The organism is uncultured Algimonas sp. (assembly GCF_947498175.1).
In the GTDB taxonomy this organism is placed as follows: Bacteria; Pseudomonadota; Alphaproteobacteria; order Caulobacterales; family Maricaulaceae; genus Litorimonas.
Window position 1 is genome coordinate 335,579 of record NZ_CANMJB010000003.1, and the last position, 13,619, is coordinate 349,197.

General features: G+C 64.6%; 14 protein-coding genes, 1 tRNA gene and 1 pseudogene. 7 read left to right on the top strand and 9 right to left on the bottom strand.

The genetic code is table 11. The annotated features are described in order from the left end of the window. Positions 1–103: 103 nt before the first annotated feature. Together Q0718_RS06440 and Q0718_RS06445 are read left to right on the top strand one after the other, a co-directional pair. Entirely contained in the window at positions 104–694 is a 591-nt protein-coding gene (locus Q0718_RS06440) for a YqgE/AlgH family protein (protein ID WP_298915182.1), read from the top strand. A 118-nt stretch (positions 695–812) separates the two neighbouring features. Next, positions 813–1,304, top strand: coding sequence for a hypothetical protein (locus Q0718_RS06445; RefSeq protein ID WP_298915184.1), 492 nt, complete (start codon positions 813–815; stop codon positions 1,302–1,304). A gap of 42 nt (positions 1,305–1,346) precedes the next feature. On the opposite strand, the gene Q0718_RS06450 is transcribed toward Q0718_RS06445, so the two are convergent. Then, positions 1,347–1,420, bottom strand: a tRNA-Ile gene (locus tag Q0718_RS06450). A 17-nt stretch (positions 1,421–1,437) separates the two neighbouring features. Then, positions 1,438–2,925, bottom strand: coding sequence for a glycerol kinase GlpK (gene glpK, locus Q0718_RS06455; RefSeq protein ID WP_298915187.1), 1,488 nt, complete (start codon positions 2,923–2,925; stop codon positions 1,438–1,440). A gap of 115 nt (positions 2,926–3,040) precedes the next feature. Here glpK and Q0718_RS06460 point away from each other — a divergent pair, with 115 nt between their 5' ends. Beyond that, positions 3,041–3,799, top strand: coding sequence for a sterol desaturase family protein (locus Q0718_RS06460; protein WP_298915189.1), 759 nt, complete (start codon positions 3,041–3,043; stop codon positions 3,797–3,799). Between the two features lie 197 nt (positions 3,800–3,996). Here the strand turns inward: Q0718_RS06460 and rpoN are convergent, their stop codons facing one another. Next, a complete protein-coding gene (gene rpoN, locus Q0718_RS06465; protein WP_298915192.1) occupies positions 3,997–5,508 on the bottom strand; it encodes an RNA polymerase factor sigma-54 in 1,512 nt (503 codons plus the stop codon). Between the two features lie 141 nt (positions 5,509–5,649). After that, positions 5,650–6,681 (bottom strand): adenosine kinase, encoded by a 1,032-nt coding sequence (locus tag Q0718_RS06470; RefSeq protein WP_298915195.1) that lies wholly within the window; start codon positions 6,679–6,681, stop codon positions 5,650–5,652. A 237-nt stretch (positions 6,682–6,918) separates the two neighbouring features. On the opposite strand from Q0718_RS06470, the gene Q0718_RS06475 reads away from it, so the two are divergent. Genes Q0718_RS06475 through miaB form a run of 3 tightly spaced genes read left to right on the top strand, consistent with a single transcriptional unit; the run spans position 6,919 to position 10,503 of the window. Beyond that, a complete protein-coding gene (locus Q0718_RS06475) occupies positions 6,919–7,989 on the top strand; it encodes a serine hydrolase (protein ID WP_298915198.1) in 1,071 nt (356 codons plus the stop codon). Positions 7,990–8,044: 55 nt separating this feature from the next. Further along, complete coding sequence (locus tag Q0718_RS06480) at positions 8,045–8,968, top strand: hypothetical protein (RefSeq protein ID WP_298915200.1); 924 nt, start codon at positions 8,045–8,047, stop codon at positions 8,966–8,968. A gap of 32 nt (positions 8,969–9,000) precedes the next feature. Further along, positions 9,001–10,503, top strand: coding sequence for a tRNA (N6-isopentenyl adenosine(37)-C2)-methylthiotransferase MiaB (gene miaB, locus Q0718_RS06485; RefSeq protein ID WP_298915203.1), 1,503 nt, complete (start codon positions 9,001–9,003; stop codon positions 10,501–10,503). On the opposite strand, the gene Q0718_RS06490 is transcribed toward miaB, so the two are convergent. Next, positions 10,495–10,848, bottom strand: a complete 354-nt coding sequence (locus Q0718_RS06490; RefSeq protein WP_298915206.1) for a PIN domain-containing protein — start codon at positions 10,846–10,848, stop codon at positions 10,495–10,497. The genes miaB and Q0718_RS06490 overlap by 9 nt on opposite strands. Beyond that, a complete protein-coding gene (locus tag Q0718_RS06495; RefSeq protein ID WP_298915207.1) occupies positions 10,845–11,036 on the bottom strand; it encodes a type II toxin-antitoxin system VapB family antitoxin in 192 nt (63 codons plus the stop codon). The genes Q0718_RS06490 and Q0718_RS06495 overlap by 4 nt, the downstream gene beginning before the upstream one ends. A 122-nt stretch (positions 11,037–11,158) precedes the next feature. On the opposite strand from Q0718_RS06495, the gene Q0718_RS06500 reads away from it, so the two are divergent. Beyond that, entirely contained in the window at positions 11,159–11,413 is a 255-nt protein-coding gene (locus tag Q0718_RS06500; RefSeq protein ID WP_298915209.1) for a GlsB/YeaQ/YmgE family stress response membrane protein, read from the top strand. 60 nt (positions 11,414–11,473) lie between these two features. On the opposite strand, the gene Q0718_RS06505 is transcribed toward Q0718_RS06500, so the two are convergent. The 3 genes and pseudogenes from Q0718_RS06505 to Q0718_RS06515 form a co-directional block, all read right to left on the bottom strand. Continuing rightward, positions 11,474–12,430, bottom strand: a complete 957-nt coding sequence (locus Q0718_RS06505; RefSeq protein ID WP_298915211.1) for a hypothetical protein — start codon at positions 12,428–12,430, stop codon at positions 11,474–11,476. Positions 12,431–12,506: 76 nt separating this feature from the next. Further along, positions 12,507–13,073 (bottom strand): NnrU family protein, encoded by a 567-nt coding sequence (locus Q0718_RS06510; protein WP_298915506.1) that lies wholly within the window; start codon positions 13,071–13,073, stop codon positions 12,507–12,509. Between the two features lie 69 nt (positions 13,074–13,142). Continuing rightward, positions 13,143–13,600 (bottom strand): annotated as a pseudogene (locus Q0718_RS06515) (hypothetical protein); the annotation flags it as partial. Positions 13,601–13,619: the final 19 nt, after the last annotated feature.

A 13,619-nucleotide genomic window follows, 5' to 3' on the forward strand; every position in this document is an offset into this window, starting at 1 on the left:
TTTCTCAAGCGTATATGGGATTATCGTTGTTCGATAAGAATGCCACGCCAATCCAAGCCTGGCAATTCTTGAAAATGCTCGGACACGTCCCCACATATCGGGGATGGAACAGTCGTCCAATTCCGAGAATGCCGATTATCCGACCTATGTCGGCCAGTATCTGATCGCCACGCCCGCCATGGGAGACCCGCGTTTCGCCCAGACCGTCATCTTTCTGTGCGCGCATGATGCATCCGGCGCGATGGGGCTGATCGTCAACCGCGCCAAGCTGGGCCTCGTCATTTCCGACCTGCTCGACCATGTCGGCGTGGACGGACAGGTGCGCGTCGCGGACGCGCCCGTGCTGGACGGCGGACCGGTGGACATCGACCGGGGCTTCGTGCTGCATTCCGCCGACTGGTTCCGGGACGACCAAACGCTCAAGGTTTCCGACACGCTGGGCCTGTCCACGACCAAGGACGCGCTCGAAGCGCTGGTCGGCGACCAGGCGCCGGATCGCGCTATGCTGGCCGTCGGCTATGCCGGCTGGGGGCCGGGGCAGCTGGAAGCCGAGATTGCGGACAATGCCTGGCTGGTCGCGGGCGGGGACGATGCGCTCGTCTTCGGCGACGACATGAATGGCAAATGGACGCAGGCGCTGGCCCGCATCGGTGTCAGTCCCGAACAGCTGAGCGCGTTCGGCGGCAGTGCCTGAAACCGAGCAACCCGCGAACGCACGACCGGGGACCGCGCAAGCTCCACAACCCGTAACTGCACTTGGTAAAATTACCCATCTTCACGCCTAGTTAATCCATTTATATTTCTATGGCGGCATGACGTTCCAGATCGATGCCTTCATCCCCAAGAACCCGCGCGTCTTCCAGCTTCTGCTGATCGACAGCGACCCCAATGAAATCTCAGTGGTCCGGCGGACGCTCTCCGTGTCCGTGCCGGTGCGCTACGAGGCCGAACAGGTGACGACCTTCGAGGACGGCTTGGTCAAGCTGGCCACGTCGCGCTACGACCTCATTGTGCTGGATTGCAAGCTGACGCGGACCCTGACGGTTCCGCGCACGATCCCGGTCATCAACACGTTACGCGGCACGACGCAGCTGGCCGTGACGCTGAGCGACCTGGCAACGACGCAGACGACCTGCCCGACCGAACTGGAAGTCGACCATGTCCTCGAAAAGGCTGGTCTGATGCAGTTCCTCGGCAGCCTGTTCATGAAGATGTCGGCGCGCACCGTTTGCAATACGTGCGAGCATTTCCGCGACTCCGAATGCTCCAAATACGACCGCAGCCGCCGCCACGCCATGATGTGAGCGGACTTTCATGCGCCGCGAAACCGCGGGGATGCGCGACCGTAGGGGGAGAGGGACTTGAACCCCCAACCAACCCGTTATGAGCGGGTGGCTCTAACCAATTGAGCTATCCCCCCACGACACACGCATGCCGTCAGGCGAGCAGCCGTCTAACGCAGTCCGCCCAGCCGTCCAAGAGGGTCTTTCGCCCATCCGCAGACATGCCGGGTTCGAATAGCCGGTCGCGCGACCAGAGCGCCGAGAGATCGTCCAGACCATCCGCCATTCCGGCTCCAATCATGGCCAGATAGGCCGCGCCCATGGCCGTGGTTTCCAGCACGACCGGCCGCTCCACCGGCAGGTCCAGCACGTCGGCCAGATGGCCGACCATCCAGTCGTTCGCGACCATGCCGCCGTCCACGCGCAAGCTCTTCGGATGCGCGCCGTCCTTCGCCATGGCCTCGAACAGGTCGTGCGTCTGGTAGACGACGCTTTCTACCGTCGCGCGCACGACATGGTCGCGCCCCGTATCGCGCGTCAGTCCGAACAGGGCGCCGCGCGCATCCGGCTCCCAATATGGCGCGCCGAGGCCGGTGAAGGCGGGCACCAGATAGACGCCGTGATTTCCATCAAGCCGTTCGCAGATCGCTTGCGTCTGCTCGGCCGTCTCGACCAGCCCCATCTCGTCGCGCAACCATTGCACCCCCGCCCCTGCAATGAAGATGGAGCCTTCCAGCGCGTAGGTCGTGTGGCCGCCGATCCGGTAGGCGATGGTGGAGAGCAGCCTGTTGTCCGACGACAGGCACTCCGCCCCCGTATTCAGGATGACGAAGCAGCCTGTTCCGTAGGTGGACTTGATGTCGCCAGGCCGGATGCAGAGCTGCCCGATGGCGGCCGCTTGCTGGTCGCCCGCCACGCCGCGGATCGGAATGCCCTCACCGCCATCCGGGGCCCAGCGGCCGTAATCGTCCACGCAGTCGCGCACGTCGGGCAAGCCCGCACCCGGCACGCCGAACAGGGCGAGCAGCGCCTCGTCCCAACGGCCGTCGCGGATATTGTAGAGATTGGTGCGCGACGCATTGGTCGCATCCGTCGCGTGGACCGGTTTTCCGCCGGATTGGGCCGTCAGCCGCCAGATCAGGAAACTGTCCATCGTCCCGAAACACAACTCGCCAGCTTCCGCCCGCGTCCGGGCGCCCTCCACATGGTCGAGAATCCAGGCGATCTTGGTGGCACTGAAGTAGGGGTCATGCAGCAGGCCCGTCTTGGCCTGGAGCTGCGGTCCCGGCATCGCCCGCGCCAGAGCGCGGCACCGCTCGGCCGTGCGGCGGTCCTGCCAGACGACGGCGTTGTAGAGGCACTCGCCCGTTTCGCGGTCCCAGACCAGCGTCGTCTCGCGCTGATTGGTGATGCCGATGGCTTTCGGGGCGTATGCGTTGGCGGCGCACCAGTCGCGACAGGCCGTGAGAGTGGCTTCGACCGTCGCCCAGATCGCTTCGGGATCGTGTTCGACCCATCCGTCGGCTGGATAGATCTGCGGGAATTCTTCCTGTGCCGCGTGCAGGATCGTCCCGTCCGTCCCGACCACGAGGGTGCGGGAACTGGTCGTGCCCTGGTCGATGGCGAGAATGGCGTCCGGCATGGATGAACCTTAACGCGTGACATGCATGCGGCAAGCACCGTGTCATTGCGGCGGACCCGGCGAAGGCGTAGGCGCGATAGCCATGGAGGGATGGCCGATACCGTTTTGGGGGTTCGTGGAGACTTTTACGGGTCTCTCCGCGATCATCATCGCGCGGTATTTCCTCATCGTCGCGCCGGTTCATTGGGCCTTGTGGAAACGCCAGCCGCGCAAGGCGGTCCGCCTGTCGCGGCGCGAACCCACCCGCGCGACGATCGCCAACGAAATCCGCCTCTCAGTCATCAGCGCCTTCATCTACGCCTTGCCTGCCGCCATCGTGCTGGAGATGTGGAAAGTGGGCGGGACAGCCATCTATGGCGGCCTGCCGCAAGGTCCGGCCGAATGGCTGTGGCTGCCGGCCAGCGCAGCGATCTATCTGTTCGCGCAGGACACATGGTTCTACTTCTCCCACCGCGTCATGCATCATCCCAAGCTCTTCAAGCATACTCATGCCGGCCATCACCGCAGCGTGCAGCCCACGCCCTGGGCGAGCTTCTCCTTCGATCCGGTCGAGGCGGCCAGCATGGCCTGGCTGCTGCCGGTCATGGCGCTGTTCGTGCCGATCCACTGGGCGACCGCGCTGGTGATCCTGATGCTGATGACGGTGAACGCCGTGTTCAACCATGCCGGATGGGAGGTCTATCCCAAGCGCTGGATCGAAGGCTGGCTGGGCCGCCACATCATCACGGCGAGTCATCACAATCTGCACCACACGAAGTTCACCGGCAATTACGGCCTCTACTTCCGGTTCTGGGACAAGGTGTGCGGCACGGACCGGGGGCTGGTCGGCGAAGCCGCGTCCAAACGTCGCCCCGTCGCCGTTCCGGCGGAGTAGGGACAGCCGGGCAGGGACAGCTCCCACATCCGCGCGCAAGGCCGGGCGTGCGCGGTCCGTCGTTCACCGTCTTCTTTTTGCGCCTCATCCCGGATCGGGTCCGGCGTGAGGTACAGGACGGGCAGGCGGAAGACAGCCGATCATTGCACAGGCGTCGCCGGTCTCAGACCCGCATGGCGGGACGCAAACCTGGGGGGCTAGAGGCGGTTGCGGATGATCCGCCTTCGCTCCACCGAGCTGGGGATGCCCAGAGCGTCGCGGTATTTGGCGACGGTGCGGCGGGCGATTTCGACGCCGTGGGCGCGCAGGAGTTCGACGATGCGGTCGTCGGACTTGACGCTTTTCGAATCCGTTTCCTCATCGACCAAGGTCTGGATGCGGTGGCGCACGGCTTCGGCGCTGTGGCCTTCGCCGCCTGACGTGGACGCGATGGCGGCGGTGAAGAAGAATTTGAGTTCCACTGTGCCGCGCGGCGTGGCCATGAACTTGCCGGACGTGACGCGGCTGACCGTGCTTTCATGCATCTCGATGGCTTCGGACACGTCCTTGAGCTTGAGTGGGCGCATGTGATCGACGCCGTAGGCGAAGAAAGCGTCCTGCTGGCGGACGATCTCGGACGCGACCTTCAGGATCGTCCGGGCGCGCTGGTCCAGGCTCTTGACCAGCCAGCTGGCGCTTTGGTGGCAATCGGACAAAAACTCGCGCGCGCTCTCGCTGTCACCGGACGCGGCCTTGATTTCGCGGTAGTAGCGCTTGTTGACCAGCACGCGCGGCAGCGTGTCGGAATTCAGCTCCACCGCCCAGCCGCCTTGCGGCGTTTCGCGTACGAACACGTCCGGTTCCAGCCCCGACACGGCGGCTCCGCCATAGGCCAGCCCCGGCTTGGGGCTGAGCGTGCGCAGATGCAGAACGCGCGTCTTCAGCTCGTTCAGGTCGAGCTTGCACAGTTTGGTCAGCCGGGGGAGATCGTGCCGCGCCAGCAGGTCGAGATGGTCGAGCAAGGTTCGGTTGGGCCCGTCCAGCCGGTCGGTCTCGGACAGTTGCAGCGACAGGCATTCCGCCAGGCTGCGCGCGAACACGCCGGTCGGTTCCAGCGTCTGCAACTGCGCGATCACGCGGGCGATGCGCGACGGCGGCACGCCCAGCGACAGGGCCAGGCTTTCCGTTTCCTCGCGCAGGTAACCCGCATCGTCGATCAGGCCGAGCAGATAATCCGCGACCGGCCGGTCGGCGGGCGACAGGGCCAGATGGGCGAACTGTTTGCGCAGATGGTCCTGCAGCGTGACTTCGGCGGCCGCGTTGGCGGCGATGTCGAAGCCGTCCGACAAGGGCCGACCGGAACCTGCGCCCTTGGTGAAATCCAGCGTTCCGCCCACGTCGGCCGCCGTGCCGACGGAATCGCACGCACTGTCGTCGCTGACGCTGTGTTCGGGGGCATCCATTTCGGACTGTGCCGCGCCGGGGGCGTCCATCTGCAGGCTGGCGCCATGAGCGGACATATCGGGAGTCGGGGTTTCGGACACCTCCTCGCCGCGCCGGTTCTCGTCTCCCGTGCCGCGTTCCAGCAGCGGGTTCTTCTCCAGCTGTTCCTCGACGAAAGCCGCGAGTTCGATGTTGGACAGCTGCAGCAGTTTGATCGCCTGCTGCAATTGCGGCGTCATGGCCAGGCTTTGCGTCTGACGCGCGACGATGTTCGGGGCTAACGCCATGCTCGACCTGCCTCCCATTCCCTTGGACCGGCCCTTTGACTGGGACGGGCGGCATGCCAGTTCGGCCGCCGCACCCGGTTTGGGACGTGGAATAGGCCGGAAGGCTTAGGACGGCCTTACGCGACAGGGTTAGGAAAGGGTTTAGGCGACCGGTGACATTGCGCGGCGCATCAGCTCCGGCGCCACGCGCAGCGCCATGTCATGCACCGAACTTTCCGGACGCGCGCCGTAATGACCGATCACTTCCGCCGCCGCGATGGAGCCGAGATAGCCCGCATCGGGCCAGGACAGGCCCATGGCGCGGCCCGCCAGCACCCCGGCAGCGTACTGGTCGCCCGCGCCGGTCGTGTCGACCAGCGTTTCGGCCCAGACGACGGGGATGTCGTGGCGCTCCCCGCCAACGCTGATGATGGACCCGTCCGCGCTGCAGGTCACGCACAGGACAAGATCGTCGCGCTCCAGCTCGGCCAGGCCCGCCTCCAGATCGCTGCCGCCGGTCAGGGTCAGCAATTCGTCGCGGTTGGCGAAGACGATGTCGGTCTGGTGATCGACCAGATGGCGGAAGCTGTCGCGGTGGCGGTCGACGCAGAACGGATCGGACAGGGTGATCGCGACCTTGCCGCCGGACGCGCGCGCCACTTCGGCGGCATGGACGTAGGCGGCCTTCGCCGCGTCGCTGTCGAACAGATAGCCTTCGAGATAGAGCGTGTCGGCGGCGCGGATCATGGCATCGACCACGTCGCCGGTCTCGAACTCCGTCGAGGCGCCGAGGAAGGTGTTCATGGTGCGCTCGCCATCGGGCGTCACCGCGATCATGCTGCGCGCCGAGGCCGCGCCCGTATCGGTCGGACGGGTGGCGAAATCCAGTCCCGCCGCGCGGTATCCGTCCGCCAACGCCTCGCCGGTGCGGTCGCGCCCGACCTTGCCGATATAGGCGGCGCGCAGGCCCATGGCCGCTATCCCGACCATCGTGTTGGCGGCGGACCCGCCGGCGATGGTCTGAGTCTCGCCGTTCGCCCGGAACGCTTTAGTCAGCGCCAACGCCCGGTCCTGGTCAATCAGCGCCATCGTGCCCTTGATCATGCCGTGGTCGGACAGGAAGGCATCGTTCAAGGGCGCGATGACATCCATGATGGCGTTGCCGATCCCGACAACATCGTAAGCAGCTGACATGGTGGAAAATCCTGCTTGGGGAGACTGTTCCGGGCGTGCGATCGACGCCGCAGTCCGGCGGACATAGCGCAGCCTGCGTTACGCGTCCCGTAAAATTTCATCCGGGTTGCGATGGGGCGAAAGGCTTGAGCTGGAAAACTCCGGCAGAGCTGATATGGCGCGACGGCCGGGGATGCTTCGCTCTGCCTTGAACTTGCCCAATGCATGCGTCGCAATCCAGAAAGGGGGTCACTTTCCATGACGCGAATAATCCTGCTGATCGTCCTTCTGCTCGCGGCCGCCGCTCCCGCGCGGGGCCAGAATGCCGTGGGCGGTCATGTCGTCGCCGCCACGGACCGAACGGACCGGGTGAGCCTGGTCGCGCAAGGTGTTGCGAACCCCGAAAGCCGGGCGGAAGTCGGCGCGGATACGGTGTTCCACATCGCCTCGCTGTCCAAGCAGATCACGGCGGCGGCGCTCGCCTTCGCCATTTTGGAAGAGCGGGTTTCGCTGGACGACCCGGTCGCGACCCATTTTCCCGAAGCGCGCCATCTGGGCGAAGATCTCACGGTTGGCCATCTGCTCTATTTCACAAGCGGGCTGAGCGAAGCCTACGACCTGCCGCGTGCGGGCGGAATACCGTGGACAACTCACCATTACTTCACCGTCGAAGACGCCATTGAGACGAGCCTTGCGCAGAAGACGCTGAAATTCCCTCCCGGTTCGCGGTGGGACTACAATAACATCAACTACCAGCTGATCGCGGAGCTCATTGCCCGTCTCTATGAGCGACCGTTCAGCGAGGTGGTGGCGGAAAAGATCTTCGATCCGCTGGGCATGACGGCGTCGCTGATCCATGACGACACGACCCGGATCATTCCCAACCGCGCCGAGGGGCTGGTTCCGCGCACCAAAGAGTTCGTCGAACAATTGCGCTCGGTCGGGGTCGAGGCCAGCCTGGAGGGCGGGCCGGTCCTGATCCGCAGGAACGCGCCGCATTATGGTGGCAGCGGCGTCATGACGTCGATGGCGGACTGGCTGCTCTGGCAGCGCGAAATGCTGAGCGGCGCGGTGTTCGGCGACGCGTTCTGGGAGGTGATGATGTCCACGCGGAGCTATGATCACGACAAGGCGAACGATGCGTTCGGCCTCGTCAAAAGCGAGTTCGAAGGGGCGGCGATCCTGTGGTTTTCCGGGGGCGATATTGACGGCACCAGCTACATGCTGGCCTCGCCAGAGCTGGGCCTCGCCGCCGCCTGCTTTTCCAACAATCCGACCTTCGACTGCCGGAGCGAGGCCCAGACCGCGTTCCGGGACGCCCGACCTTGACCGCTTGAGGCGGGTCGGACCGAGACACAATAGACCCTTTTCAGAGAAAGTCTTCATGATGCGCATCGGTCTTCTGGCCTCCGCCAACCTGCTGCCCGGCGCAGGCGAGAAACGCGCGGACGCGTTCGAGTTCGACGAGGAGCTGGCGAGCCTGCGGTCGGGTTTCGAAACGCTCGGTCTGCAGCTCGACCCGGTTCTGTGGGACGAGGCGGATGACCATGCGCCCGGCTTCGATGCATTGCTGCCGCTCATGGTGTGGGACTATTTCGAAGGGCATGAGGCGCGCTTTCTGGCGACGATGGCGCGCGCTGCGGAAGTGACGCCCGTACTGAACCCACCGGACCTGCTGCGCTGGAATTCGGACAAGCTTTATCTGGACGAGATGGCGCGGCGCGGGGCCAAAGTGATCCCGACCCGCCGGGTGGACGGCGTCACGCCCGCCGATGCGCAAGCCGCTTTCAAGGCGTTCGGCACGGACCGCATCGTCATCAAACCGCAGGTCGGGGGCGGCGCATGGCGGCAGGCGCTCTACGGCAAAGGCGAGCCTTGGCCGGACGCGGACGCGCTGCCGCCCGAAGGCGCGCTGATCCAGCCTTTCCTGCCCAGCGTGCAAAGCGAAGGCGAGTATAGCTTTCTCTATTTCGGTGGCCGGTTCAGCCACGCGCTTCTGAAAACGGCCAAGCCCGGCGACTACCGCATCCAGAGCCTCTATGGCGGGTCAGAAGCGACCTACCAGCCCAGCGCAGACGAGATCGCCGGTGCCGACGCCATTCTCGCCACGCTCGACGACGCGCCCCTCTATGCGCGCGTCGATCTGCTGCGCGGGCTGGACGGCCAGCTCGCCCTGATCGAGCTGGAGATGATCGAACCCTATCTCTACCTGCCCCATGCCGAGGTCGTGGACGGCGTCAATCAGGGCGCGGTGCGGTTGGGCGAGGAGCTGATCGCGCGGATTGCGGAAGACCGAAAGGCCGACTAAAGGCCCGCCAATCACAGTTTCGGAGTTCCGCCATGTCACCGCGCGATAAAACCGCGTCCCGTGACGGCCGCGCGCCCCGCCGGACGGTCCTTGATATCGGACGTCCGCCCGCGCCTGCCGCCACGACCCTGAAATCCCCGTCGCCTCGCCGGTCCACCCATGACGATGTCGAGGCGCCGACGGTGGCGACGCCGCGTCCCGTCGCCGGGGCCAACACCAAGTCGGTCTTCATCAAGACCTATGGCTGCCAGATGAACGTCTATGACAGCGAACGCATGGCCGACGTGCTCGCGCCGATCGGCTACGCCGCGGTGGACACGCCGGACCAGGCCGATCTCGTCATCCTCAACACCTGCCACATTCGCGAAAAGGCGGCCGAGAAGGTCTATTCGGAACTGGGCCGCATCCGCAAACATAAGGAAATGAACAAGTCGGACATGAAGGTCGCCGTCGCGGGCTGCGTCGCGCAGGCCGAAGGCGCAGAGATCCGCCGCCGCGCGCCGGTCGTGGACATGGTGCTGGGTCCCCAAACCTATCACAAGCTGCCCGAAATGATCGCGCGCGTCAGCCGCGCGGCGGGCGATGTGCTGGAGACCGAGTTCGACACGATCGAGAAGTTCGATGCTTTGCCCGCCGGACGTCAGGCCAAGGGCTACAGCGCCTTCCTGACCGTGCAGGAAGGCTGCGACAAGTTCTGCACCTTCTGCGTCGTGCCCTACACGCGCGGGGCCGAGGTCAGCCGCCCGGTCGAGCAGATCGTGCTGGAGGCCCGTTCGCTCGCTAGGCAGGGCGTGCGCGAAATCACGCTGATCGGGCAGAATGTCGATGCGTACCACGCCGATGGGCCTGACGGCACGGAATGGGGCCTGGGTCAGCTTATCCGTCACGTCGCGAAGATCGGCGGGATCGACCGGCTGCGCTTCACGACCAGCCACCCGCGCGACATGGACGAGGCCCTGATCGAAACGCTGGCGTCCGAGCCCAAGCTGATGCCATACCTCCATCTCCCGATCCAGGCAGGCAGCGACCGGGTGCTTGACGCCATGAACCGGGGCCACACCTACGCCCACTACCGCGACCTGATCGCGCGCGTGCGCGAGGCCCGGCCCGACATCGCGCTCAGTGGCGACTTCATCGTCGGCTTCCCAGGCGAAACGGACGAGGATTTCGAGGCGACGATGACCTGCGTGCGCGAGATCGGCTACGCCTCTTCCTTCAGCTTCAAATATTCCACCCGCCCCGGCACGCCGGGCGCGACCCTGCCGCGACAGGTGCCCGAAGCGGTCAAGAGCGAACGGCTCAAGCGCTTGCAAGAGCTGCTCTACACGCAACAACGAGACTGGAATGCGGGGCTCATCGGCAAGACGCTGGACGTTCTGGTCGAAGGTCACGCCAAGGAACCGGGTCGCCTGTTCGGTCGCTCTCCCTATTTAACGGGCACGCATTTCGACGGCCCGGAAGACCTGATCGGCCAGATCGTGCCGGTGCGGATCACGAGCGCGGGCGTGAACTCGCTGGTGGGCGAACTAGGCTAGACCGAGATCATGAGCCACGCGACCCAAACGCTTGTCGCGCGTTGCCAAGGGTACGCCCGTCAACTTGGCCGAAACGAGAAGGTGGGCATCCACCCAGCCGATGCCGCGGCCATAGACCTCTGTGTTCCGGATGAAGAGCATCACCTCTTCATTACTTGCCTCGATCGATCTTGGCAGACGCGTCAATTGCATTTCCAGCCCGGCTCTGTTTGACACCGAGCCAAGCAGAATCTCCCCTTTAACGAATGGATGACAGAGCACCTGTTTCGCTTCCAATCGCTTGTGGAACTCGGAATCGCCGCTTCGTAGGAAGTCGATCCAAATCGAACTGTCATAGAGTTTCACGAAAAGCGTCGGCGGGGCGCAGGCTCCAAATCAGGTTCGGATCCACCTAGCCGCGCCAGCCGCATCGCGGCTTCATGCGCGATCAAGGCGTCGAGAGCTGCGTTGATCAATTCGGTCCTATTCGAGATTCCAGACAGGCTCGAAGCCGTTTCGAGCTTTTCCTGGTCAAGGGTCACGGTCGTTCTCATGCATCATATCTGTCATCATTTGATGCGAGTTTCAATGCCAAACTCCTTGACTCACTCGATTTCCCTTGTGCGACAGCCCGTCGCACCCTTACACTGATCCCATCGCATGAACGGAGGACATCATGACGTTGGAAGCAATTCTCATCTGGCTGCTGATTGGGGCGGTCGCGGGTTGGCTCGCGGGAGTCGTAATGAAATCGGCCGGGCCCTACGGGCTGATCGGCGACATCGTCCTGGGCATCATCGGCGCCTTCGTCGGCGGCTGGCTGCTCGGCATGCTGGGCGTGGCGTTCGGCGGGATCCTGGGCAGCATCGTCACCGCCTTCATCGGCGCCTGCGTGCTGATCTTCCTGGCCCGGCTCATCAAGCGGGCCTGACCGCCTCGCGGCGGCGTCGCATCTTCAAAGCCTGCGCGCCCGCCATTCCGGCGGGCGTTTTCACTCCACCCGGTAGGCCCGCACCGTGCCCGGCCGCCAGTTCGGCGTGATCAGCGTGGTGTCGTCCACCAGCAGGATGTCGTTCATCAGGACCGCGCCCTCCTCGCCGCTCGTATCCTGCAGCAAAACCGGGGCTTCGCCGTCGCGCACATGCCAGAGCTGGCCGGGCCAGCTGCTGATGACATAGCTGCCGTCCGATCTCAGCCCAATGCCGTCGGCATTCTCCATCCCGGTGGCGAGACCCGTGATGGATTTGGTGGCGGGGTCGATGGAGAGCAATTCGCCCGCGCCCATGGTCGTCACCAGGAGGCGGCCGTCCTGCATCTGCAAGCCGTTGATCCCGCCGAGCCTGTCGTCTTCGAGCCAGACGGTGATGTCGTCATTCTCCAGCTGGTAGATCCGCGCGGCGGCGCTGTCGCTGATTAAGATCGTGCCGTTCGGCCCGATGGCCGCATCGTTGAGAAAGCCCGCATTCGCAGCGGGAAGGCGCTGGACCACGCGGCCTTGCGACACGTCGATCACGACGATATGATCGATATCGGTGACGAACAGGCGGTTATCCTGCAACGCCATGCCCTTGGGCGCATGCAGCGGCAAGGAGCCCGTTCCCGTGACCCAGTGCCGGTCGATGACCAACCCGTCCGAACTGATCAGCGAGATCGCGCCATCATTGTCCCGCGCCGTGCCGTCCCCGCCGACATTGGACACGTAATAGGCTGTGCCGTCCGCGGTCTGGATCACGCTTTCCGGGGCGTCGAACCCGTCCAGCATCCAGCGTTCCGCTAGAACAAGCGACTGGGGCGCGGAAACACTTTCGATCGCGGTTTCGGACGTGCCCGATGTTTCGGCTGGATTTTCGGGGTCTGCCTTACACGCCGCGAGAGAGGCGGCGAGCAGAAGTGCGGTCACAGACGATTTCGGCACGGGAATTTTCGTCGTGGAAAACGACAAGGTCATGGCTTCTCTCCGGCAAAGCGGCCATCTATTTTACGACATCCGTCGGAATTGGCAACCGCAATCCCGTCAGACCGGCCTATTCCGGAGCGACCCCGAACATGGCGGCATGCCCGCCATACCACAGGCCCAGCGTCGCGGCGATGCCGAGCGCGACCGCAATGAGGTCTCCCGCCACGCGCGGACGCGCCATCACCCGGTCGCCGCGCGCGAAGGCGGCCGTGACGGACACCACGCTATACAGGGCGAAAGCCCCGAACAGCAGCATTTTGGACAGGTCTCCGCCGACCGCCAAGTGAGCGAAGGCCCACAGTCCTGTACCGATCATCATCGGATGGTGCACAGTGCGCTTGATGCGGCCGGTCGGGGCATAGGCCGCGATCAGCAGGATGAGCGCCAGCCCGTTGGGCAGCCAGGACAGGGTGCGTGCCGCCTCAGGACCCGTCCAGAGCGGCGACCCGTCCGGCGCACGACCATAACCGGCCAGCATCAGCCCGAAAAAGGCGAGCGAAACGATGCTGTAGACCCCCATATAACGCGCTTCGCCCAGACGCTGGCGAAGATCGTGCCCCGGCTCACGCGACCGCAGAGCCGAGAAGAAATGAGTGCCGAAAAAACCGGCCAGGCCGGTCAGGAACAATGTCATAGGCGACCCTCCTGTAGTCAGATGTTCGCGCAAACGGCCCGGATTGGCAAGCCGGTCAGCCGCCCCTTGGATGCCGAGCGTTTCGAACAATGCCGCGTCGCGGCTGGGCGCCTGGTTCGGCGTGGTCAGCAAGGCGTCGCCCGTGAACACGCTGTTCGCGCCCGCCATGAAGGTAGAGCGCCTGCGTCTCGCCGCTCATCTCCTGGCGCCCGGCTGAGAGGCGCACATGGCTTTCGGGGATCAGTATGCGCGCCACCGCAATCAGGCGCACGAAGTCGAGAGGCTCGACTGGATCGCTATCACCAAACGGCGTTCCGGGCACGGGAACCAGTGCGTTGATCGAAACGGACTCCGGAGCTGCGCCAAGCCGCGCCCATACAGAAGCGCTCCGACCCGTCCGCTTTGACCGTCGCGGCCTGGGCTAGCACGACTTGGGCCAGCACGACCTGTTCGCTGTCGAGCTGGGATGCGCTCAATCCCGTGTCGTGAAAGGCGCTTTGGGAACAATAGCCGCAATCCTCCGCGCAATCGTACTCGGACGGCAAG

Coding starts and splice junctions, on each gene's coding strand:
- Q0718_RS06505 (WP_298915211.1), bottom strand. CDS start 12,430: ATGACCTTGTCGTTTTCCACGACGAAAATTCCCGTGCCGAAATCGTCT.
- Q0718_RS06445 (WP_298915184.1), top strand. CDS start 813: ATGACGTTCCAGATCGATGCCTTCATCCCCAAGAACCCGCGCGTCTTC.
- Q0718_RS06470 (WP_298915195.1), bottom strand. CDS start 6,681: ATGTCAGCTGCTTACGATGTTGTCGGGATCGGCAACGCCATCATGGAT.
- miaB (WP_298915203.1), top strand. CDS start 9,001: ATGTCACCGCGCGATAAAACCGCGTCCCGTGACGGCCGCGCGCCCCGC.
- rpoN (WP_298915192.1), bottom strand. CDS start 5,508: ATGGCGTTAGCCCCGAACATCGTCGCGCGTCAGACGCAAAGCCTGGCC.
- Q0718_RS06475 (WP_298915198.1), top strand. CDS start 6,919: ATGACGCGAATAATCCTGCTGATCGTCCTTCTGCTCGCGGCCGCCGCT.
- glpK (WP_298915187.1), bottom strand. CDS start 2,925: ATGCCGGACGCCATTCTCGCCATCGACCAGGGCACGACCAGTTCCCGC.
- Q0718_RS06495 (WP_298915207.1), bottom strand. CDS start 11,036: ATGAGAACGACCGTGACCCTTGACCAGGAAAAGCTCGAAACGGCTTCG.
- Q0718_RS06480 (WP_298915200.1), top strand. CDS start 8,045: ATGATGCGCATCGGTCTTCTGGCCTCCGCCAACCTGCTGCCCGGCGCA.
- Q0718_RS06440 (WP_298915182.1), top strand. CDS start 104: ATGGAACAGTCGTCCAATTCCGAGAATGCCGATTATCCGACCTATGTC.
- Q0718_RS06500 (WP_298915209.1), top strand. CDS start 11,159: ATGACGTTGGAAGCAATTCTCATCTGGCTGCTGATTGGGGCGGTCGCG.
- Q0718_RS06510 (WP_298915506.1), bottom strand. CDS start 13,073: ATGACATTGTTCCTGACCGGCCTGGCCGGTTTTTTCGGCACTCATTTC.